This is a genomic window from Klebsiella sp. GG_Kp175 (genome assembly GCF_040062325.1).
GTDB lineage: Bacteria > Pseudomonadota > Gammaproteobacteria > Enterobacterales > Enterobacteriaceae > Klebsiella > Klebsiella quasipneumoniae.
The window spans coordinates 1-20,630 of record NZ_JBEAFX010000006.1; the positions used below are offsets into that span (position 1 = coordinate 1).

Genomic DNA, 20,630 nt, shown 5'->3' on the forward strand with positions numbered 1-20,630 from the left:
GCTGATACTGCACTGGCTCAGGCTGATACGCCTGCGGTGCCGGCTGACCGGCATGCGGATCGTAAACCGGCTGCTGATACGGCACAGGCTCGGGTTGATACCCCTGCGGCGCAGGCTGACCGGCATACGGATCGTAAACCGGCTGCTGATACGGCGCAGGCTCGGGTTGATACCCCTGCGGCGCAGGCTGGCCGGCATACGGATCGTAAACCGGCTGCTGATACTGCACTGGCTCAGGCTGATACGCCTGCGGTGCCGGCTGACCGGCATGAGGAGCATAAGCAGGCTGCTGATACGGTGCCGGCTCTGGCTGGTAGGGCTGCGGCGGGTAACCAGCTTCCGGCTGATAAACCGGCGCAGCGCCCTGATGACCAGCCGGTGATTCGGCCCACGGCTGCGGCGCGGCAGTGGCCGCCGCCGCTGCGCCCACCGGCTCAGCGATACTCTGGCCGTTCAGCAACGGATCGTAAGGGTCGTAATCGCCCGGGCGCGCGGCGCTGGCGCCGGAGAACAACACATCATTCTCGGCGGGACGCGCGGCGCTGGCGCCGGAAAACAGTACATCGTCGGCGGCAACAGGCGCACCGCTGGCGCTGTACTGCACTGCCTCTTCCCCGTCATCCATCCGTTTGCCGGAGAAAAGCGCCGCGTCGGTTTTACGCCCCATGGGGTTGGTAAACTTCTCAGCGAGACGTTTACGCCGCGCCAGTGCGCTGCGCAAGATACGGGCGCGACGCGACTCCTGGGGGGTTGCCGCCTCTTCGTCTTCGTATTCGCCTTCATCGACCCAGGTATCATCCCGACGGGTACGATTGCTGGCAAAGGTGAGTACGGACAGGATGCCGCCGCCCAGTTTTTCCGCAATGCTGACCCACGACCAGCCGGTAAACAGCGTCAGGCCGGCCGCCCAGATGCACAACAGCGCGATGGTGCCGCCGCTGCTGTGCAGCAGCGGTTGCAGGGTGGTGCTCAGCAGGCTGCCAATCACCCCGCCAGAGGCGAAGTACCAGATATCATCGGCGTTAATCGCCGCCAGACCGCAGGAGGTCAGGATCAGGGCTAACGCACCGATGAGGCGCAGCGAAACGGCGAAATAATCAATATATTCGTCATTTTCCTGATGCCGCCAGGCAAACCAGCATCCGCCGATGATGATCACCGGGATGGTGTAGGCCATGACGCCAAAAATGAAAAAGAGGGTATCGGCAAGCCACGCGCCGGGGGCGCCGCCTAAATTATGGATAGGCTCATGCCATGCCGTTTGCGACCAGCTTGGGTCCGAGGGGTTAAAGCTCAGTAATGCCGCCATCAGCCAGATGGCGAAGAGGGAGCAAAGGATGAGCATCGCCTCGAGGAGTCGGCGCCCGCTGCTGAGTTTGGTAAGTTTGACTTCTTTGTCTTCGGTGTATTCCTGGCTCAAGAAAGGCTCTCCAGGTATCAGGCTGTTTCCTGCCTGCTGCTAAAACGGACAACAGCGCCGGGTCTCCCCGGCACTGTTGCTGTATGGATTAACAGGAGTGTAATCAAACTACGTCGAGTTTGCACCTGTTCCGTGTTAGCGCGTCTTAATAACCAGACGATTACTTTGCTTGACTTCTTCCATTACCACATAGGTACGGGTGTCGTTAACGCCCGGCAGGCGCAGCAAGGTCTCGCCCAGTAATTTACGATACGCTGACATATCCGGTACGCGGGTTTTCAACAGATAGTCGAAATCACCGGAAACCAGATGACACTCTTGAATTTCTTCAAGTTTTTGCACTGCGGCGTTAAATTGCTCAAACACATCCGGTGCGCCACGATTCAGAGTAATCTCAACAAATACCAGAAGTGATGCATCCAGATAATGCGGGTTGAGCAGCGCCGTATAGCCCTGAATAAAACCCTGTCTTTCAAGACGACGCACACGCTCAAGGCAAGGCGTCGGAGAAAGTCCCACCCGTTTAGAAAGCTCGACGTTAGAAATTCGCCCATCTTTTTGCAATTCATTCAGGATGTTACGATCAATGCGGTCGAGATCTTTGCCAGGGCGCTTCTTGCTATCTACCATTATTATTGTCTCTCTGTATTCCTTCCCTACTCCTGTTCCGGCTCTGTGCCTTCACTGCCAGAGCCCATCCTGTTATTACCCGTACGACATTGGGTAACCCAGGGGTACGTGAGAAGCCCGTTGCCTGACGGCAGTCACCGACATCACGCATGGCGTCTGTCCACACCATGCGTAGATTTCGTTAACCCGGATAAAAATGGCATTTGCGTGCATGAAAATTCGCCGCACGCCAAATACTGCTTTTCTTCTTCCTTGAATGTTTTCGCAAAAGCACAGGGGATTGTCAAAGCAAAACATCGATTTTTAGTACAAGATGCCAGATATTCATCATCTACCCTGGTTGATTCTCATTTTTTCGTCTTATAATTGTCCCGCCAACAGTAGAAATAGTTATATTCCTTGCCGGGAAAATCGCCAATTCATCGGCCGCTTCTATTGCACACATCGTTAACAAAATCGCTGCGCTCTTTTTTTACGACAACAAATTCCCTACAATCCCAGCCCAATGTATGCCAATTATTATGGGGATCTCATGGGCACAGCCAAACACAGTAAACTGCTTATCCTTGGTTCTGGACCTGCGGGATACACCGCGGCGGTCTATGCCGCACGCGCCAACCTGCAGCCGGTGCTGATCACCGGGATGGAAAAAGGCGGTCAGCTGACCACCACGACGGAAGTGGAAAACTGGCCAGGCGATCCGAACGATTTGACCGGTCCGCTGCTGATGGAGCGCATGCACGAGCATGCCACGAAATTTGAAACCGAGATTATTTTCGACCATATCAGCCGCGTCGATCTGCAAAACCGGCCGTTCCGTCTGACCGGCGACAGCGGCGAATACACCTGTGACGCGTTGATTATCGCCACCGGCGCTTCCGCCCGTTACCTGGGCCTGCCTTCCGAAGAAGCCTTCAAGGGCCGCGGCGTTTCCGCCTGCGCCACCTGTGACGGATTCTTCTATCGCAACCAGAAAGTGGCGGTGATCGGCGGCGGCAACACCGCGGTTGAAGAGGCTCTGTATCTGTCAAACATCGCCTCTGAGGTACACCTCATCCACCGTCGCGATTCCTTCCGTGCGGAAAAAATCCTCATCAAACGCCTGATGGACAAAGTGGAAAGCGGCAACATCGTGCTGCATACCGATCGCACCCTCGAAGAGGTGACCGGCGACCAGATGGGCGTCAGCGGCCTGCGTCTGCGCGATACCAAAAACAGCGACAACGTCGAGTCCCTGGAAGTAGCCGGTCTGTTTGTCGCCATCGGCCACAGCCCGAACACCGCCATCTTTGAAGGTCAGCTGGAGCTGGAGAACGGCTACATCAAAGTGCAGTCCGGTATCCATGGCAATGCGACCCAGACCAGCATCCCGGGCGTGTTCGCCGCCGGCGATGTCATGGACCATATTTATCGTCAGGCTATCACCTCCGCCGGCACCGGCTGCATGGCGGCGCTGGACGCTGAACGTTACCTCGACGGTCTGGCTGACGCCTGCAAATAATCTTTACAAGTCAGTAACAAAGGTAAAGAAGGCGACGAAAAGTCGCCTTTATTTTTGCCGCGATGTAACATTGCCGTGCCCAATATTCCGATAACGACACCTGCAAAGCGCGCAATGAATAAAACCCGTCAACAAGAGTTAACCCGCTGGTTAAAACAGCAAAGCATTATCTCCCGTCGCTGGTTGATGATTTCCCGCCTCCTTGGCGTGGCGAGCGGTCTGCTGATCGTGGCGCAGGCCTGGTTCCTGGCGCGGATCCTGCATCGGATGGTGATGGAGAATATTCCTGCGACCGCCCTGCTGCTGCCGCTAACCCTGCTGGTGCTGACCTTTGTGCTGCGCGCCTGGGTGGTCTGGCTGCGTGAACGGGTCGGCTTTCAGGCCGGGCAGCATATTCGCTATGAAATTCGCCGCCAGGTGCTCGACCGCCTCCAGCAGGCGGGCCCGGCGTGGATCCAGGGCAAACCGGCCGGCAGTTGGGCAACGCTTATCCTCGAGCAGATCGATGATATGCACGATTATTATGCCCGCTACCTGCCGCAAATGACGCTGGCGGCCTGCGTACCGCTGCTGATCGTTATCACTATTTTCCCGATTAACTGGGCCGCCGCGTTGATCCTCCTCGGCACCGCCCCGCTGATCCCGCTTTTCATGGCCCTGGTTGGGATGGGCGCCGCCGATGCCAACCGGCGTAATTTCCAGGCGCTGGCCCGCCTCAGCGGCCACTTCCTCGACCGCCTGCGCGGCATGGAAACCTTGCGTATTTTTCACCGCGGCCAGGCCGAAACGGATAATATTCGCGACGCCTCGCAGGATTTTCGCCAACGCACCATGGAAGTCCTGCGCCTGGCGTTCCTCTCCTCCGGGGTACTGGAATTTTTCACCTCGCTCTCCATTGCGCTGGTGGCGGTTTATTTTGGCTTCTCATACCTTGGCGAGCTGAACTTCGGCCACTATGGCGCGGGCGTCACGCTGATGGCGGGCTTCCTGACGCTGATCCTCGCCCCGGAATTTTTCCAGCCGTTACGTGACCTGGGCACCTTCTACCATGCCAAAGCCCAGGCCGTGGGCGCCGCAGACAGCCTGAAAACGTTTATGGAAACCCCATTGACCCAGCTGGAGCGCGGCGAAAAAACCTTAAATGATAATGATCTGATTGGCGTGGAAGCGCGCGACCTGCTGATTAAATCTCCCGAAGGGAAAGTCCTCGCCGGGCCGCTTAACTTTTCACTGCCTGCAGGCGCGCGGGTGGTGCTGGTGGGGCAGAGCGGCTCCGGGAAAAGTTCACTGCTGAACACCCTGCTCGGCTTTTTGCCCTATGAGGGTTCGCTGAAGGTCAACGGCGCAGAGCTGCGAGAGCTGGACGCCGATCGCTGGCGTCGCCTGTTAAGTTGGGTGGGGCAGAATCCCCAGCTTCCTGCCGCCACGCTGCGGGAAAATGTGCTGCTGGCGTGGCCGGAAGCCAGCGATGCCCAGCTTCGACTGGCGCTGGACAAGGCCTGGGTGAGCGAGTTTATCGCTCTGCTGCCGGATGGGATCCATACCGCCGTGGGCGATCAGGCGGGCCGTCTGTCGGTCGGCCAGGCGCAGCGTATCGCGGTCGCCCGCGCGCTGTTGGTGCCGTGCCGCCTGCTGCTGCTGGATGAACCCGCCGCCAGCCTCGACGCCCATAGCGAACAACGGGTCATGCAGGCATTGACCCACGCCTCGACCCAGCAAACCACGCTGCTGGTTACCCATCAGCTTGAGGGACTGGCGGACTGGGATGCCGTCTGGGTTATGCAGGACGGACAGATTATCGAACAAGGCGACTACGCCACGCTGGCCCGCGCCGGCGGAGTCTTCTCGGCGCTGCTGGCCCATCGTCAGGAGGAGATTTAAATGCGCGCGCTCTTACCCTATCTGGCACTGTACAAACGCCACAAATGGATGCTGCTGCTCGGCATCGTACTGGCTATTGTGACCCTGCTGGCCAGTATCGGCCTGCTGACGCTCTCCGGCTGGTTTCTCTCCGCCTCTGCGGTGGTGGGCGTCGCCGGGATCTACAGTTTTAACTATATGCTGCCCGCCGCGGGCGTCCGCGGCGCAGCGATTATCCGGACCGCCGGACGCTACTTCGAGCGTCTGGTCAGCCACGACGCCACCTTCCGCGTGCTACAGCACCTGCGCGTCTTCACCTTCAGCAAACTACTCCCCCTCTCTCCGGCGGGGCTGGCGCGCTTTCGCCAGGGTGAACTGCTCAACCGCGTGGTAGCCGACGTCGACACCCTGGATCATCTCTACCTGCGGGTCATTTCGCCGCTGGTCGGCGCGCTGGTGGTGATTGTGGTGGTGACCTGCGGATTAAGCCTGCTCGATGTCACCCTCGCGCTAACGCTCGGCGGTATCATGCTGGTGACCCTGCTGGTTATGCCGCCGCTGTTCTATCGCGCCGGTAAACCGGCCGGAGAGAGTATGACCCAGCTGCGCGGCCAGTATCGGCAACAGCTTACCGCCTGGCTGCAGGGCCAGGCGGAGCTGATGGTGTTTAACGCCAGCGACCGCTATCGCGCGCAAATGGAAAAGACCGAGCTCAGTTGGCAGGAGGCGCAGCGTCGCCAGGCCGAGCTGACCGCGCTTTCGCAGGCGCTGATGCTGTTGATCGGCGGTATCGCCGTGGTGGCCATGCTCTGGCTGGCCTCAGATGGCGTCGGCGGCAACAGTCAGCCCGGGGCGCTGATCGCCCTGTTCGTCTTCTGCGCCCTGGCGGCTTTCGAAGCCCTGGCGCCCGTCACCGGCGCTTTCCAGCATTTAGGTCAGGTGATCGCCTCCGCGCTGCGGATCTCGCAGATCACTGACCAGCAGCCGGAAGTCTCCTTCGTCGAGGGCGAGGCCAGCAGGCCTGCGCAGGTGGCCTTAGCTTTCAGGCAGGTCACCTTCCGCTACCCGCAGCAGCCCTCCCCCGCTCTGGAGAACATCTCCCTGCAGATTGCCGCCGGGGAACATATTGCTATTCTTGGCCGAACCGGCTGCGGAAAGTCGACGCTGTTGCAGTTACTCACCCGCGCATGGGATCCGACACAGGGTGAAATATTGCTCAACGATCAGCCGCTGTCCGGGCTCAGCGAAGCCACCCTGCGGCAGTCAATGAGCGTGGTACCGCAGCGCGTGCACCTGTTCAGCGCCACCCTGCGCGACAACCTGCTGCTGGCGGCGCCTGAGGCTGATGACACTCTGCTCTGCGCCACCCTTGAGAAGGTAGGCCTGGAAAAACTGCTGGAAGATGGCGGACTCAACGGCTGGCTGGGCGAAGGCGGACGCCAGCTTTCCGGCGGCGAACTGCGCCGGCTGGCCATTGCCCGCGCGCTGCTCCACGATGCGCCGCTGATGCTGCTGGACGAACCGACAGAAGGTCTGGATGCGGCCACCGAAAGCCAGATCCTGCATCTGCTGGCGGAAGTCTTACGCGAGAAAACCGTGCTGATGGTCACCCACCGCCTGCGAGGCCTGGCGCGTTTTAATCAGATAATAGTCATGGACAACGGCCAGATAATTGAGCAAGGTAGTCACGCGGAGCTGCTCGCTAAACAGGGCCGGTACTTCCAGTTTAAACAGCGTCTGTAGGCTATTATCTAATTTTTGCTGATGCGTATTGAGGTTAAAATGCGTCTGGTTCAGCTCTCCCGGCATTCTATCGCCTTCCCTTCTCCGGAAGGCGCCCTGCGTGAACCTAACGGCCTGCTGGCGCTCGGCGGCGATCTGAGCCCCGCGCGCCTGCTGATGGCCTATCAGCGTGGTATTTTTCCCTGGTTTTCCCCCGGCGACCCGATCCTCTGGTGGTCGCCCGATCCCCGCGCGGTGCTCTGGCCGGAACAGTTCCATCTCAGCCGCAGCATGAAGCGCTTTCATCAGCGTTCGCCCTACCGCGTCACGCTCAACCACGCCTTTGGCGAGGTGATTGAGGGCTGCGCCAGCGATCGTGACGAAGGCACCTGGATAACCAGCAGCATCGTTCGCGCCTACCACCAGCTGCATGAGCTGGGGCATGCCCACTCCATTGAAGTCTGGCAGGAGAATACTCTGGTGGGGGGAATGTACGGCGTGGCACAGGGGGCGCTGTTTTGCGGCGAGTCGATGTTCAGCCGGGCGGAAAATGCCTCCAAAACCGCGCTGCTGGTATTTTGCCAGGACTTTGCGCAGAGCGGCGGTAAATTAATTGACTGTCAGGTGCTGAACAACCATACCGCATCATTAGGCGCGGTGGATATTCCCCGCCGCGATTATCTGGACTATCTGTCAGTATTACGCGGCTACCGTCTGCCCGAGCGATTTTGGGTACCGCGGGTGCTATTTCCGGGCGGACAATAAAATGTTTTCAGCACATTTTGCGTCAGGATGGTATAATTGCGCGGTAGAGTAGCTTCTGCCTGTTGCCCCGCCGCCGTTTGGGAATAATAAGAGTCAGATAACGCCCATCGTTCTGTCACTCCCCTTTACGTTTGCGCCTGTCACGCGGCATGGCCGTGTGTGTCCCGGGCAATGCGCCAAAACTACTTCGGCGATTCATACCCGTCATATTTCCATTGCCGGCGTGCTGACTGCGCGCCTTGCGGCAAGGTGAATGATTCAGGGTAGACACGTAAAACTTTACTTACATGATGAACTTCGGCATTATCTTGCCGGTTCAAAACTACGGTAGTGATACCCCAGAGGACTAGATGGCCAAAGAAGACAATATTGAAATGCAGGGCACCGTACTTGAAACGTTGCCTAACACTATGTTCCGCGTAGAACTGGAAAACGGTCACGTGGTAACCGCGCATATCTCCGGTAAAATGCGTAAAAACTACATCCGCATTCTGACGGGCGACAAAGTGACTGTTGAGCTGACCCCGTACGACCTGAGCAAAGGCCGCATTGTCTTCCGTAGTCGCTGATTGTTTTCGCCCTTAAGGCGTCAGATGCTGAAGGCCGGGATAATTCCCGGTCTTTTCATTTCTACCGCCAGTTGGCAAAAAAAAACCGGCCCCTGGCCGGTTTTTTACATTGAAGATATCGCCTTAATGGGCGGCTTCCGGTTTGTGCTTCGGCGCGCTCTGGAAGTCGTAGGTCAGCGTATTTTTCGCGCTGTCCAGAGAGACCGTCACCTGCCCGCCGTCGACCAGCGAGCCAAACAGCAGCTCGTTCGCCAGCGGTTTTTTCAGGTTGTCCTGAATGACGCGTCCCATTGGACGTGCCCCCATTGCCCGGTCGTAGCCTTTTTCCGCCAGCCAGTCGCGCGCTTCCTGGCTGACTTCCAGGGAGACGCCTTTCTGATCCAGCTGAACCTGCAGCTCGACGATAAACTTGTCGACAACCTGATGGATCACCGTGGTGGAGAGGTGATCGAACCAGATGATGTTGTCGAGACGGTTACGGAACTCCGGCGTAAAGATCTTCTTGATCTCATCCATTGCGTCCGGACTGTTGTCCTGCTGGATAAGGCCAATCGATTTACGCTCGGTTTCCCGCACCCCGGCGTTGGTGGTCATCACCAGCACCACGTTGCGGAAGTCCGCTTTACGTCCGTTGTTATCGGTCAGCGTGCCGTTGTCCATCACCTGCAGCAGCAGGTTGAACACGTCCGGATGCGCTTTTTCGATCTCATCGAGCAGCAGCACCGCATGCGGATGTTTAATCACCGCATCGGTCAGCAGCCCGCCCTGGTCGAAGCCGACGTAGCCCGGAGGCGCCCCGATTAAACGACTGACGGTATGACGTTCCATATATTCGGACATATCAAAACGCAGCAGCTCAATACCCAGCGCCTTCGCCAGCTGCACGGTCACTTCGGTTTTCCCCACCCCGGTCGGCCCGGCGAACAGGAATGAACCCACCGGCTTGTGCTCATGGCCCAGCCCGGCGCGCGCCATCTTGATGGCTTCCGTCAGCGCCTCGATGGCCTTATCCTGACCAAAGACCAGCATTTTCAGTCGATCGCCAAGGTTTTTCAGCGTATCGCGATCGCTGCGGGAGACGCTCTTCTCAGGGATCCGCGCAATGCGCGCCACCACGGACTCGATATCCGCCACATTGACCGTTTTCTTACGCTTGCTGACCGGCATTAAGCGCGCCCGCGCCCCCGCCTCGTCAATTACGTCAATCGCCTTATCCGGTAGATGGCGATCGTTAATGTATTTCACCGCCAGCTCAACCGCCGCACGCACCGCCTTGGCGGTATAACGCACATCGTGGTGCGCTTCGTACTTCGGCTTCAGGCCGTTGATAATCTGGACGGTCTCTTCCACCGACGGTTCGGTAATATCGATTTTCTGGAAACGGCGGGCCAGCGCACGATCTTTTTCAAAGATGTTGCTGAACTCCTGGTAAGTGGTGGAGCCAATCACCCGGATCTTGCCGCTGGAAAGCAGCGGTTTGATCAGGTTAGCCGCATCGACCTGGCCGCCAGACGCCGCTCCCGCACCGATGATGGTGTGGATCTCATCAATGAACAGGATGCTGTTGGTATCCTGCTCCAGCTGTTTCAACAACGCTTTAAAGCGTTTTTCAAAATCGCCACGGTATTTCGTCCCGGCCAGCAGAGAACCAATATCAAGCGAGTAGATGGTGCAGTCAGCCATGACTTCCGGCACATCGCCCTGCACAATACGCCAGGCAAGGCCTTCGGCGATGGCGGTTTTACCGACGCCGGATTCCCCCACCAGCAGCGGGTTATTTTTACGCCGACGGCACAGCACCTGAATGGCACGCTCCAGCTCTTTTTCACGGCCGATCAGGGGATCGATGCCGCCAACGCGAGCAAGCTGATTGAGGTTGGTGGTGAAGTTTTCCATACGTTCCTCCCCGCCGGCTTGCTCTTCATTGCCAGGCTGGCTTCCGCTGTTATCGGAAGACTGGCTCGGCTCATCTTTGCGTGTACCATGAGAAATGAAGTTCACCACATCGAGTCGGCTCACTTCATGTTTACGCAGCAGGTAGGCGGCCTGCGACTCCTGCTCGCTGAAAATGGCCACCAGCACGTTGGCGCCGGTCACTTCGCTGCGGCCAGAAGATTGCACGTGGAAAACGGCGCGCTGCAGCACACGCTGGAAGCTCAGCGTCGGCTGGGTGTCGCGCTCTTCTTCCGTGGCTGGCAGGACGGGTGTGGTTTGTTCGATGAAGGCTTCAAGTTCCTGACGCAATGCCACCAGGTCCACTGAACACGCTTCCAGGGCCTCACGGGCCGAGGGGTTGCTTAGCAGAGCCAGCAGCAAGTGCTCGACGGTCATAAACTCATGACGGTGCTCGCGCGCTCTGGCGAAAGCCATATTTAAACTGAGTTCCAGTTCTTGATTGAGCATAGGCACCTCCCCCAATTTTCATGCCTGAATTCAGGCTTTTTCCAGCGTACACAGCAATGGATGCTCGTTCTCCCTCGCGTACTGATTCACCATAGCGACTTTGGTCTCCGCCACTTCCGCGGTAAACACGCCACAAATCGCCTTACCTTCATAGTGAACCGTGAGCATCAGTTGCGTTGCACGTTCAACATCATAAGAAAAGAATTTTTGTAACACGTCAATAACAAACTCCATTGGAGTGTAGTCATCATTGACCAATATCACTTTATACATAGATGGCGGTTTAATCGCATCACGAACTTCGTCGTCAACCAGGTGCTCGAAGTCCAGCCAATCTCTCTTACTCATCGTCAGTGTTCATCATCGGTTGCTGTTGCCAACAGGCGGAGGCCTGTCGATGACCAGAGGTTATGCTCATCACAAATCTACAACAGATCATAGATAACTATCATCTATCGCTTCTATCCGCGACGGCTGTCACATTCCCCGGCAATAGCGTTAACTGCTTCAAATTTTGACGCATTTTTCGCCGTTCCCCCTCCTCAATCGCTTGACGCGTTTTCGTATTTCTCTAAATTGTAGTGGCGAGAGTTGGCGAGCAATTGAACAACTCGTCACTCCACCACCGGTTCATTCCATCTTACTAATAAAGATTTACGAAGGATGTCGAAGTATGGAAATGGGTACTGTTAAGTGGTTCAACAATGCCAAAGGGTTCGGTTTTATCTGCCCTGAGGGCGGCGGCGAAGACATTTTCGCCCATTACTCCACCATCCAGATGGATGGTTACAGAACGCTAAAAGCCGGACAAGCCGTTCGGTTTGATGTTCACCAGGGGCCAAAAGGCAACCACGCCAGCGTGATCGTCCCTGTGGAAGCGGAAACGGCTGCATAACTCTTTTGCTTCATTGTGTACATCCTGCTAATAAAATGCCAGTCCTTCTGACTGGCATTTTTATTTCTCATCCCGACTACTCCCGCGCCAGGGCATCCACCGGATCGAGCCGCGCCGCATTGCGCGCCGGCAGCCAGCCAAACAGCACCCCGGTTAACGTCGAACAGAGAAACGCCGTCACCAGCGCCAGCGGCGAAAAACCGATCTCCCAGCCCGGGAGAAACAGCTGAAGAATAAACGCGATCATCAGCGACAACGTTACCCCCAGCGCGCCGCCGACCAGGCAAACCAGCACCGCCTCGATGAGAAACTGCTGCAGCACATCGCTGGCCCGCGCGCCAACCGCCATGCGGATGCCGATCTCCCGCGTCCGTTCGGTCACCGACACCAGCATAATATTCATCACCCCAATCCCGCCGACCACCAGGGCGATCACCGCCACCAGTGTCAGGAACAGCTGTAAGGTATGTGTGGTCCTTTCGGCGGTTTTCAAGATGCTGTCCATATTCCAGGTGAAGACATCTTTTTTACCATGCCGCAGCTCCAGCAAACGCAGCAGCTGTTTTTCAGCAGTGTCACTGTCATAGCCTTCATGAACCCGGACGGTGATCGAGTTCAGCCACGACTGGCCCATCACTCTTCCCGCCATGGTGGTGTAAGGCAACCAGACGCGGAGAATTTTACTGCTGCCGAACATCGACTGCTTTTCATCCGCAACGCCAATCACCGTGGCCGGCATATTACCCACCAGGATCACCTCGCCCACCACTTTCGCTTTATTGGGAAACAGCTGGCGACGGGTATTGCTGTCGAGCACCACCACCTGAGCCCGGCTGTTGAGCTGCAGTTCATTAAAGGTATTGCCCTCGCTGAAGGTCATGCCGTAAACATTAAAGTACTGCGGCCCGACCCCTTCCGCGCTGGCGGCAACGTCAATATTGTTGGCGCGCAGGCGCAGGCTTTTTGACACCGCCGGCGTAGCGGAACGCACCCACGGCTGTTTCTGGATCGCCAGCAAGTCGTCATACTTCAGCGCCTGTTGATAGCGCGGGTCGTCATCGCCAAAATCCTTGCCAGGGTAGACGTCAATGGTATTGGTGCCGATGGCGCGAATATCCGCCAGCACCATTTGTTTGGCGGCATCGCCCACCACGACGATCGACACCACCGAAGCAATCCCGATAATAATGCCGAGCATGGTCAGCAGGGTGCGCATTTTATTCGCCGCCATCGCCCGCCAGGCCATGACCAGCGCCTCGCGAAAGCCGCTGGTAAACTGACGCCACGCCGAGGGCTCCCCCTGCTGACGGGCGCGCAGCCCGCCGCCCTGGCGGCTGGCGGGCGGGTTGCGGACGATTTCGCCATCGCGGATCTCGACGATCCGCTCCGCCTGAGCGGCAACCTGCGGATCGTGAGTGACGATGATAACCGTATGGCCCTGCGCTTTCAGCTGATGCAGGATCGCCATCACCTCTTCGCCGGAATGGCTGTCCAGCGCGCCGGTGGGCTCATCGGCGAGGATCACTTCCCCACCATTCATCAGGGCGCGGGCGATACTGACCCGCTGCTGTTGGCCGCCGGACAGCTGCGACGGCTGATAGTCGGCGCGATCGCCAAGCCCCAGGCGCGCCAGCAGCTCATGCGCGCGCGCCAGGCGCGCCCGCCGTTCACTGCCGGCATACACCGCCGGCACTTCGACGTTCTGCGCGGCGGTCAGATGGGACAGCAGATGGTAGCGTTGAAAGATAAAGCCAAAGTGTTCCCGCCGCAGACGGGCCAGCGCATCGCCATCCAGCTGCGCGATATCGGTTCCCGCCACCCGATAGGTGCCGCTGGTGGGTTTGTCGAGGCAGCCAAGGATATTCATCAGCGTCGATTTTCCCGAGCCGGAGGCGCCCACGATCGCCACCATCTCCCCGGCATGGATACTGAGGGTGATCCCCTTGAGGACCTCAACGCTGCCGTCGCCGGAAGGATAGCTGCGACGAATATCACGCAGCTCGAGCAGGGCCGTCATTTTGCCGCCCCGCTCGCGCTCTCGCCGACGATCACCTCATCCCCCTCTTCAAGTCCCTGCACCACCGCGACGTCGGTATCATTGCGCGCGCCAATGACAATCTCACGCTCTTTGACCTCGCCGGTACGCAACAGCCGGACGTGGTAGCGGTTATCACCGACCGCATCACCCAGGGCGCTCAGCGGGATGGTGATCACGTTCTTCACCTCGGCCAGTTGGATATGCACCTGCGCGGTCATGTCGAGGCGCAGAATTCCCTGCGGGTTCGGGACCTCGAAGCGGGCATAATAGAAGATGGCGTCGTTGACTTTTTCCGGCGTCGGCAGAATGTCCTTCAGCTTGCCTTCATAGCGAGTTAGCGGGTCGCCCAGCACGGTAAACCACGCCTTTTGTCCCGGTCTGAGGTGGATGACATCCGCTTCGGAGACCTGCGCTTTCACCAGCATGGTGCTGAGGTCCGCCAGGGTCAGAATGTTCGGCGCCTGCTGGGCAGCGATCACCGTCTGTCCCTGCAGGGTAGTAATTTGCGTCACTTCACCAGCCATCGGCGCCAGGATCCGCGTGTAGTCGAGGTTGGTCTTCGCCGTGTCGAGCGTTGCCTGGTTGCGCTTAATTTGCGCTTCAATGGTGCCGATTTGCGCCTGTTTCACCGCCAGGTCGGTGGCCGCGGTATCGAGGTCTTGTCGCGAGACCAGCTGGCGCTGCGCCAGCTGCTGCTGACGGGCCAGGGTCACCTGCGCCAGCTTACTCTCCGCGCGCGCCTGATTGAGCTGGGCGCGCAGCTCCATCAACGTCGCCTCCACCTCTTTGATCTGGTTTTGCGCCTGCTCAGGATCGATAACCCCCAGCAGTTGGTCCTTTTTGACCTTATCGCCGATATTCACGTGCAGCGTCTTCAGCTGTCCGCTGACCTGGGCGCCGACGTCAACTTTTCGCAGGGCATCCAGCTTGCCGGTGGCCAGCACGCTCTGCTGGAGATCGCCTTTGCGCACCACCAGCGTCTGGTAGTGCGGTAGCGGCGCATTGAGAATCCGCCATCCCCAGACAGCCAGACCCAGCACAACGATCGCCAACAGCCACCAGACGGTCCTGCGTTTTCCCTTCACTTTCATATTCCGATTCCTGCTGTTTCCCTGCCGCTCCAGGCGGTGATTCTATCGAAACCCGTCGGCAACAGGACACCCATTTTTCGCGCCAATGATGTTTTGTTTAGCTGCCGGAGAGCTTTGCGCCGCCGAAATTCCCGACGGCGAAGAGATTAATCAGCGCGACCGCGGGCCAGCCACAGTACCCGCGAGAACATTTTTTTCAGCAGCGTCGGCACAGCGTCCACCCCACGGCGGCCGGCTTCCATTGCCACCTCAATCGCCAGGTCCGGCTTGGACGAGCGATGGATGGCCTTGGTGATCACCCGCCGCATATTCATGGGCACATTATCCGGGATCTGCGCCACCCGGTGGTAAACGTCATCAAATCCCTGACGATACATAAAGTGTTCCATATCCAGCGCCGGCAGAGCGGTCAGATGGTCGCGCTCCAGCTCGCGATCGTTATTCAGCAGACCGCTTACGGTCGCGGCATATTTTTTTCCTGCCTCATCGCCATCCACCAGCACGTGCCACTGGATCCCCATCCGGCGGGCGAATTTGATCAATGGCTTCAGGCCCGACTGGGCGAATTCAATCACTTTCACCCCTTCAGCATCAAAATGATGGCCGCACTGGCGGGCCAGCTCGTTGATAACCCAGGTTTCCGTCTCCCCCTCCACCAGCAGCCAACAGCGGGCGAAGAGCGATGAGGCGCGATTGAAGCGGATGTGAAAGGCAATGCGTCGACTCTCTTCGGCATTCATTCCGCCCGGCCCCAGCCGCCATGCCGACACCCGCGACGATTCACGCACCAGCCGACAAACCTGCTCCACCGGCGTCAGGGACAGCAGCTCTCCGGAGTTGGTGGTGGTCACACGCTGCAACGGCAGCAAATTCAGCAGATGCCAGGCGACGGAGAGCATGATCGGGTGCAGGCGGGTCTCGGGATCCTCAATCAACAGCAGCGGCCGCGCGTCGCGATCGAGGCGCACCGTCCCTTTCGCCTGCAGCAGGGTAGCAAATAGCCCCAGCAGGATCACCCGATGGCTGCGCCCGCCGGGCTTGTCGATCATGCGGTTGATAATATCCAGGTAACGCCAGCTACGCTGCTCATCATGGGAACGTCGACGCATCAGGCGATGTCGCGTCTGGGCGCTGCTTTGCTCGGCAAAGTAATGCTCCAGCAGCTGCACCATGGCCGACAACCCCTGACGGATCTGTCCGTCGGATAAATTTTGCGGGTGGCTGACCAGCTCTCTGGAGAGAAAATCCAGCTGGCGGGCGGTGATCTCAATCTGCGGCGAGTGCGGTACCGTTCCGTTATGAATGCGCCGCATAAAGCGCGCGTCGCGCAGGCGCAGCACCGGCATCAAACGCACCAGGTGTCTGGCCAGCTCATCGATATCCTCCAGCACCAGCGCTTCGCCTTCGCCATCGATAAAACTGCGCAGGGTCATCACGCTGTCGTCATCGGCGAGTTCGCCTTCCAGGCGGTAGAACACCCGGTGATAGCCATCATCACAGGGCACCCAACAGCGCTGAAGCGGACGGAAACGCCGCACCCGATGGCGCCCCGGCTCGGTTTCACGAAAGGTCAGAATAATATGCAAATGGTGCTCGCGCCCCTGGATGTCGCCCGCGGGGAACCAGAAGTCATCGCGGACAAAGTGATAAAGATCGAACTCTGGCGACAAAAGCAGGGTCAGCGCATCAAGCAGACTGGACTTCCCCCACGCGTTCTCCCCGATCAGGACGTTATTTTGCTCCAGCATCAACGACAGACGATTGATACCGCGAAAACCGACGATTTCTACGCGCTCAAGAAGCATATCCCCTCCGCTACACCACCACTCTCCTTCAGTAATCAACAGTATAGCGAGGGCGGCGGCAAGATGACACTCCGCTTAATCACCTCTGCGCATCCTATTCGGGAGATTAAATATATTCATAAAATTACGCACTTATCGTCTATTAACGGCTATTGATTATTCATCAAACAAAATAGTTTTATTTCAGACGTTATGTTCTACACTATTGATAATCTTGGATGGATATAGGAAGAGTTAAACTGGCAAACGCAATCCCTTCACCTTGCCCTAAATCAAATAATATCAATATATTTAACTGGCTCTGGGATGGCGATTATCTCTAGAATAACGCCGCTTTATTTTTATCGTCGTCCCTTATCACGATAAATAAAGACCGGCACGGTCCGCTCGTGCGCGTATACATTTAAATTGAGGTGGTTATGTTCAGAAAATTAGCAGCCGAATGCTTCGGCACCTTCTGGCTTGTATTTGGCGGCTGCGGTAGCGCCGTACTTGCCGCAGCATTTCCCGAGTTGGGTATCGGTTTTGCCGGCGTGGCGCTGGCATTTGGTTTAACCGTATTAACCATGGCGTATGCGGTTGGCCATATTTCCGGCGGTCATTTCAACCCGGCGGTAACCTTAGGCCTGTGGGCCGGTGGTCGTTTCCCGGCGAAAGAGGTCATTGGCTATATTATCGCCCAGGTGGTCGGCGGAATTATTGCCGCCGCGGTGCTGTACGTGGTGGCCAGCGGTAAAGCCGGCTTTGATGCCGCCGCCAGCGGCTTTGCCTCAAACGGCTATGGCGAACACTCCCCGGGCGGCTTCTCTATGCTGTCGGCTATCGTTATTGAAATCGTACTGACCTGCGGCTTCCTGCTGGTTATCCATGGCGCGACCGACAAACACGCGCCGGCGGGCTTCGCGCCGATCGCTATCGGCCTGGCGCTGACTCTCATCCATTTAATCAGCATTCCGGTCACCAACACTTCCGTCAACCCGGCGCGCAGCACCGCGGTGGCGATTTTCCAGGGCGGTTGGGCGCTGCAGCAGCTGTGGCTGTTCTGGGTCATGCCGATCGTCGGCGGGATCCTTGGCGGCGTGCTGTACCGCACTCTGCTGGAAAAACGCGATTAATCCTTTCTAAGCCCGGGTCTCCGGGCTTTTTCTTTCTGGCGACAGCTTTACTCGGCCCGGCTATTTGGGTAGTGTCATGAGCGCTATTCTCATCATGCAAGGGCTGCATCGTTCATGTTCTCGGGACTGTTCATCATTCTGTTGCCGCTGGTCGTCGGCTATTTACTGCCTCTTCGTCACTCCTCTGCGCTAAAACTGATTCACCGGATGCTGAGCTGGATTGTCTATGTGATCCTCTTTTTTATGGGTATCAGCCTGGCGTTTCTCGACAATCTGGCCAGCAATCTGCTGGCGATATTGCATTACGCCGCGGTGAGCGTGGTCATCATTTTACTGTGTAATATTACCGCTCTGCTGTGGCTGGAAAGAAAAATGCCCTGGTGCAGTCTGCATCGTCAGGAGAAATTACCCTCGCGCCTGGCCATGGCCCTGGAATCACTCCAGCTGTGCGGGGTGGTGGTCCTCGGTTTTTTGCTTGGCCTGACCGGCCTGCCTTTTTTACAACACGCCACCGAAGCCAGCGAATATACGCTGATCTTTCTCCTGTTCCTCGTCGGTATTCAATTACGCAATAATGGAATGAGTCTGCGACAAATAGTCCTTAACCGCCGGGGAATGATCGTCGCCGTGGTGGTCACGATCAGTTCATTACTCGGCGGCATCCTCAACGCCTTTATTCTGGATTTGCCGCTAAAGACCGGTCTGGCGATGGCCAGCGGCTTCGGCTGGTATTCACTCTCCGGTATTTTACTGACCGAATCCTTTGGCCCGGTAATCGGCAGCGCGGCGTTCTTTAACGACCTGTGCCGCGAGCTGCTGGCCATCATGTTAATTCCGGGCCTGATTCGCCGAAGCCGCTCCACGGCGCTGGGTCTGTGCGGCGCCACCTCCATGGACTTCACCTTACCGGTGCTGCAGCGTTCCGGCGGCGTGGAGATCGTCCCTGCCGCCATCGTACACGGTTTTCTGCTGAGCCTGCTGGTCCCGATCCTGATCGCCTTTTTTGCCGCCTGAGTAGGCGCTGGCGGCAGACTTCCTGCCGCCAATTTTGCGCTAAATCAATCTCCCTTTAAGTTGCATCAGAAATACCTTTTCTCCTCACGCGCTCGGGCATAACCTTAAACATGTATATCAAATATAACTTTAAAGGTGTGACCATGTTTTGTGTGCAATGTGAACAAACCATTCGTACCCCGGCCGGCAACGGCTGCTCTTACGCGCAGGGGATGTGCGGTAAAACAGCGGAAACCTCCGATCTACAGGATCTGCTGATTGCGTCACTGCAAGGCCTCTCCGCCTGGGCGCTTAAGGCCCGCGAATATGGCATTATCGATCATGAGGTCGACAGCTTCGCCCCCCGCGCCTTCTTCTCTACGCTAACTAACGTCAATTTCGATTCTCCGCGCATCGTCGGCTATGCCCGTCAGGCGATTGCCATGCGTGAGGCGCTGAAAGCGCAGTGCCTGGACCTTGATGCCAGCGCCAAAGTTGACAGCCCGGTGGCCGACCTGCAGCTGGTCGGCGACGATCTGGGTGACCTGCAGCGTCAGGCGGCAGACTATGCCCCGAATAAAGATAAAGCCGCTATCGGCGAGAATATCCTCGGCCTGCGCCTGCTGTGCCTGTACGGCCTGAAAGGCGCGGCAGCTTATATGGAACACGCGCACGTGCTCGGCCAGTACGACAACGCCATTTATGCCCAGTACCACAAGATCATGGCGTGGCTGGGCACCTGGCCTGCGGATATGAATGCGCTGCTCGAATGTTCGATGGAAATCGGCCAGATGAACTTCAAAGTGATGAGCATCCTTGACGCCGGCGAAACCACCAAATATGGCCACCCAACGCCGACTCAGGTCAACGTAAAAGCCACCGCAGGTAAATGTATCCTGATCTCTGGCCACGACCTGAAAGATCTCTACAACCTGCTGGAGCAGACGGAAGGCACCGGCGTCAATGTCTATACCCACGGCGAAATGCTGCCGGCGCACGGCTATCCGGAGCTGCGTAAATTCAAACATCTGATCGGCAACTACGGCAGCGGCTGGCAAAACCAGCAGGTGGAATTCGCCCGCTTCCCGGGCCCCATCGTGATGACCTCTAACTGCATCATCGATCCCACCGTCGGCGCTTACGACGATCGCATCTGGACTCGCAGCATCGTCGGCTGGCCGGGCGTGAACCACCTGGAAGGCGAAGACTTCTCCCCGGTCATTGCCCAGGCACAGCAGATGGCGGGCTTCCCGTACAGCGAAATCCCGCATCTGATCACCGTCGGCTTTGGCCGTCAGACCCTGCTCGGCGCGGCGGATACGCTGATCGATCTGGTCAGCCGTGAAAAACTGCGCCATATCTTCCTCGTCGGCGGCTGTGACGGCGCGCGCGGGGAACGTAACTATTTCACCGATTTTGCCACCAGCGTGCCGGATGACTGCCTGATCCTGACGCTGGCCTGCGGTAAATACCGCTTTAACAAGCTGGATTTCGGCGATATCGAAGGCCTGCCACGTCTGGTCGACGCTGGTCAGTGTAATGATGCCTATTCGGCGATTATTCTGGCGGTCACGCTGGCGGAAAAACTGGGCTGCGGCGTCAACGATCTGCCGCTGTCGCTGGTGCTCTCCTGGTTCGAACAGAAAGCGATTGTCATCCTGCTGACGCTGCTGTCTCTCGGCGTGAAAAATATCGTCACCGGCCCGACGGCGCCAGGCTTCTTCACTCCGGATCTGCTGGCTGTCCTCAATGAGAAGTTTGGTCTGCGTTCCGTGACCACCGTGGAACAAGATATGCAGCAGCTGCTGAGCGCGTAAGGAGTC

The 20,630-nt window shown here is 57.8% G+C and carries 16 protein-coding genes; 9 read left to right on the top strand and 7 right to left on the bottom strand.

Going from position 1 to position 20,630, the window contains the following annotated elements:
- On the bottom strand, window positions 1-1,420 hold a 1,420-nt coding region (locus ABLU73_RS12355; RefSeq protein WP_348850230.1), incomplete at its 3' end, for a DNA translocase FtsK 4TM domain-containing protein.
- 135 nt (window positions 1,421-1,555) lie between these two features.
- Window positions 1,556-2,050: a leucine-responsive transcriptional regulator Lrp gene (gene lrp, locus ABLU73_RS12360; RefSeq protein WP_000228469.1), complete on the bottom strand. Its 495-nt coding sequence runs from the start codon at window positions 2,048-2,050 to the stop codon at window positions 1,556-1,558.
- A 532-nt stretch (window positions 2,051-2,582) separates the two neighbouring features.
- On the opposite strand from lrp, the gene trxB reads away from it, so the two are divergent.
- The 5 genes from trxB to infA all read left to right on the top strand — a co-directional run bounded on the left by trxB (window position 2,583) and on the right by infA (window position 8,467).
- On the top strand, window positions 2,583-3,551 hold the full coding sequence (gene trxB, locus ABLU73_RS12365; protein WP_004201366.1) for a thioredoxin-disulfide reductase: 969 nt from the start codon (window positions 2,583-2,585) through the stop codon (window positions 3,549-3,551).
- A gap of 114 nt (window positions 3,552-3,665) precedes the next feature.
- Window positions 3,666-5,432 carry a cysteine/glutathione ABC transporter permease/ATP-binding protein CydD gene (gene cydD / locus ABLU73_RS12370; protein ID WP_004201364.1) on the top strand — a complete coding sequence of 589 codons (1,767 nt, stop codon included), beginning with the start codon at window positions 3,666-3,668 and terminating at the stop codon, window positions 5,430-5,432.
- A complete protein-coding gene (gene cydC / locus ABLU73_RS12375) occupies window positions 5,433-7,154 on the top strand; it encodes a cysteine/glutathione ABC transporter ATP-binding protein/permease CydC (RefSeq protein WP_094311331.1) in 1,722 nt (573 codons plus the stop codon).
- A gap of 39 nt (window positions 7,155-7,193) precedes the next feature.
- A complete protein-coding gene (gene aat, locus ABLU73_RS12380) occupies window positions 7,194-7,898 on the top strand; it encodes a leucyl/phenylalanyl-tRNA--protein transferase (protein WP_017899435.1) in 705 nt (234 codons plus the stop codon).
- A gap of 350 nt (window positions 7,899-8,248) precedes the next feature.
- Window positions 8,249-8,467, top strand: a complete 219-nt coding sequence (gene infA, locus ABLU73_RS12385) for a translation initiation factor IF-1 (protein ID WP_001040187.1) — start codon at window positions 8,249-8,251, stop codon at window positions 8,465-8,467.
- A gap of 123 nt (window positions 8,468-8,590) precedes the next feature.
- Here the strand turns inward: infA and clpA are convergent, their stop codons facing one another.
- A complete protein-coding gene (gene clpA / locus ABLU73_RS12390; RefSeq protein ID WP_004201360.1) occupies window positions 8,591-10,870 on the bottom strand; it encodes an ATP-dependent Clp protease ATP-binding subunit ClpA in 2,280 nt (759 codons plus the stop codon).
- A 30-nt stretch (window positions 10,871-10,900) separates the two neighbouring features.
- A complete protein-coding gene (clpS, locus tag ABLU73_RS12395; RefSeq protein ID WP_002896520.1) occupies window positions 10,901-11,218 on the bottom strand; it encodes an ATP-dependent Clp protease adapter ClpS in 318 nt (105 codons plus the stop codon).
- 325 nt (window positions 11,219-11,543) lie between these two features.
- Between clpS and cspD the strand changes: the two genes are divergently transcribed.
- Window positions 11,544-11,765: a cold shock-like protein CspD gene (cspD, locus tag ABLU73_RS12400; RefSeq protein ID WP_002896516.1), complete on the top strand. Its 222-nt coding sequence runs from the start codon at window positions 11,544-11,546 to the stop codon at window positions 11,763-11,765.
- Window positions 11,766-11,841: 76 nt separating this feature from the next.
- On the opposite strand, the gene macB is transcribed toward cspD, so the two are convergent.
- The 3 genes from macB to ABLU73_RS12415 all read right to left on the bottom strand — a co-directional run bounded on the left by macB (window position 11,842) and on the right by ABLU73_RS12415 (window position 16,699).
- Window positions 11,842-13,782 (bottom strand): macrolide ABC transporter ATP-binding protein/permease MacB, encoded by a 1,941-nt coding sequence (gene macB / locus ABLU73_RS12405; protein WP_080837446.1) that lies wholly within the window; start codon window positions 13,780-13,782, stop codon window positions 11,842-11,844.
- The gene (macA, locus tag ABLU73_RS12410; RefSeq protein WP_004201357.1) at window positions 13,779-14,894 is read right to left on the bottom strand and encodes a macrolide transporter subunit MacA; all 1,116 of its coding nucleotides are present in this window, start codon (window positions 14,892-14,894) and stop codon (window positions 13,779-13,781) included. Before macA ends, macB begins: the two co-directional genes overlap by 4 nt.
- A 146-nt stretch (window positions 14,895-15,040) precedes the next feature.
- Entirely contained in the window at window positions 15,041-16,699 is a 1,659-nt protein-coding gene (locus ABLU73_RS12415; protein WP_348850232.1) for an ATP-dependent endonuclease, read from the bottom strand.
- Between the two features lie 419 nt (window positions 16,700-17,118).
- Between ABLU73_RS12415 and aqpZ the strand changes: the two genes are divergently transcribed.
- The 3 genes from aqpZ to hcp all read left to right on the top strand — a co-directional run bounded on the left by aqpZ (window position 17,119) and on the right by hcp (window position 20,624).
- Window positions 17,119-17,814, top strand: a complete 696-nt coding sequence (aqpZ, locus tag ABLU73_RS12420) for an aquaporin Z (protein WP_004201355.1) — start codon at window positions 17,119-17,121, stop codon at window positions 17,812-17,814.
- A 114-nt stretch (window positions 17,815-17,928) separates the two neighbouring features.
- Window positions 17,929-18,828: a lysine exporter LysO family protein gene (locus ABLU73_RS12425; protein WP_264923454.1), complete on the top strand. Its 900-nt coding sequence runs from the start codon at window positions 17,929-17,931 to the stop codon at window positions 18,826-18,828.
- Window positions 18,829-18,971: 143 nt separating this feature from the next.
- Window positions 18,972-20,624: a hydroxylamine reductase gene (hcp, locus tag ABLU73_RS12430; RefSeq protein WP_004201352.1), complete on the top strand. Its 1,653-nt coding sequence runs from the start codon at window positions 18,972-18,974 to the stop codon at window positions 20,622-20,624.
- The last annotated feature ends 6 nt before the right edge of the window (window positions 20,625-20,630 follow it).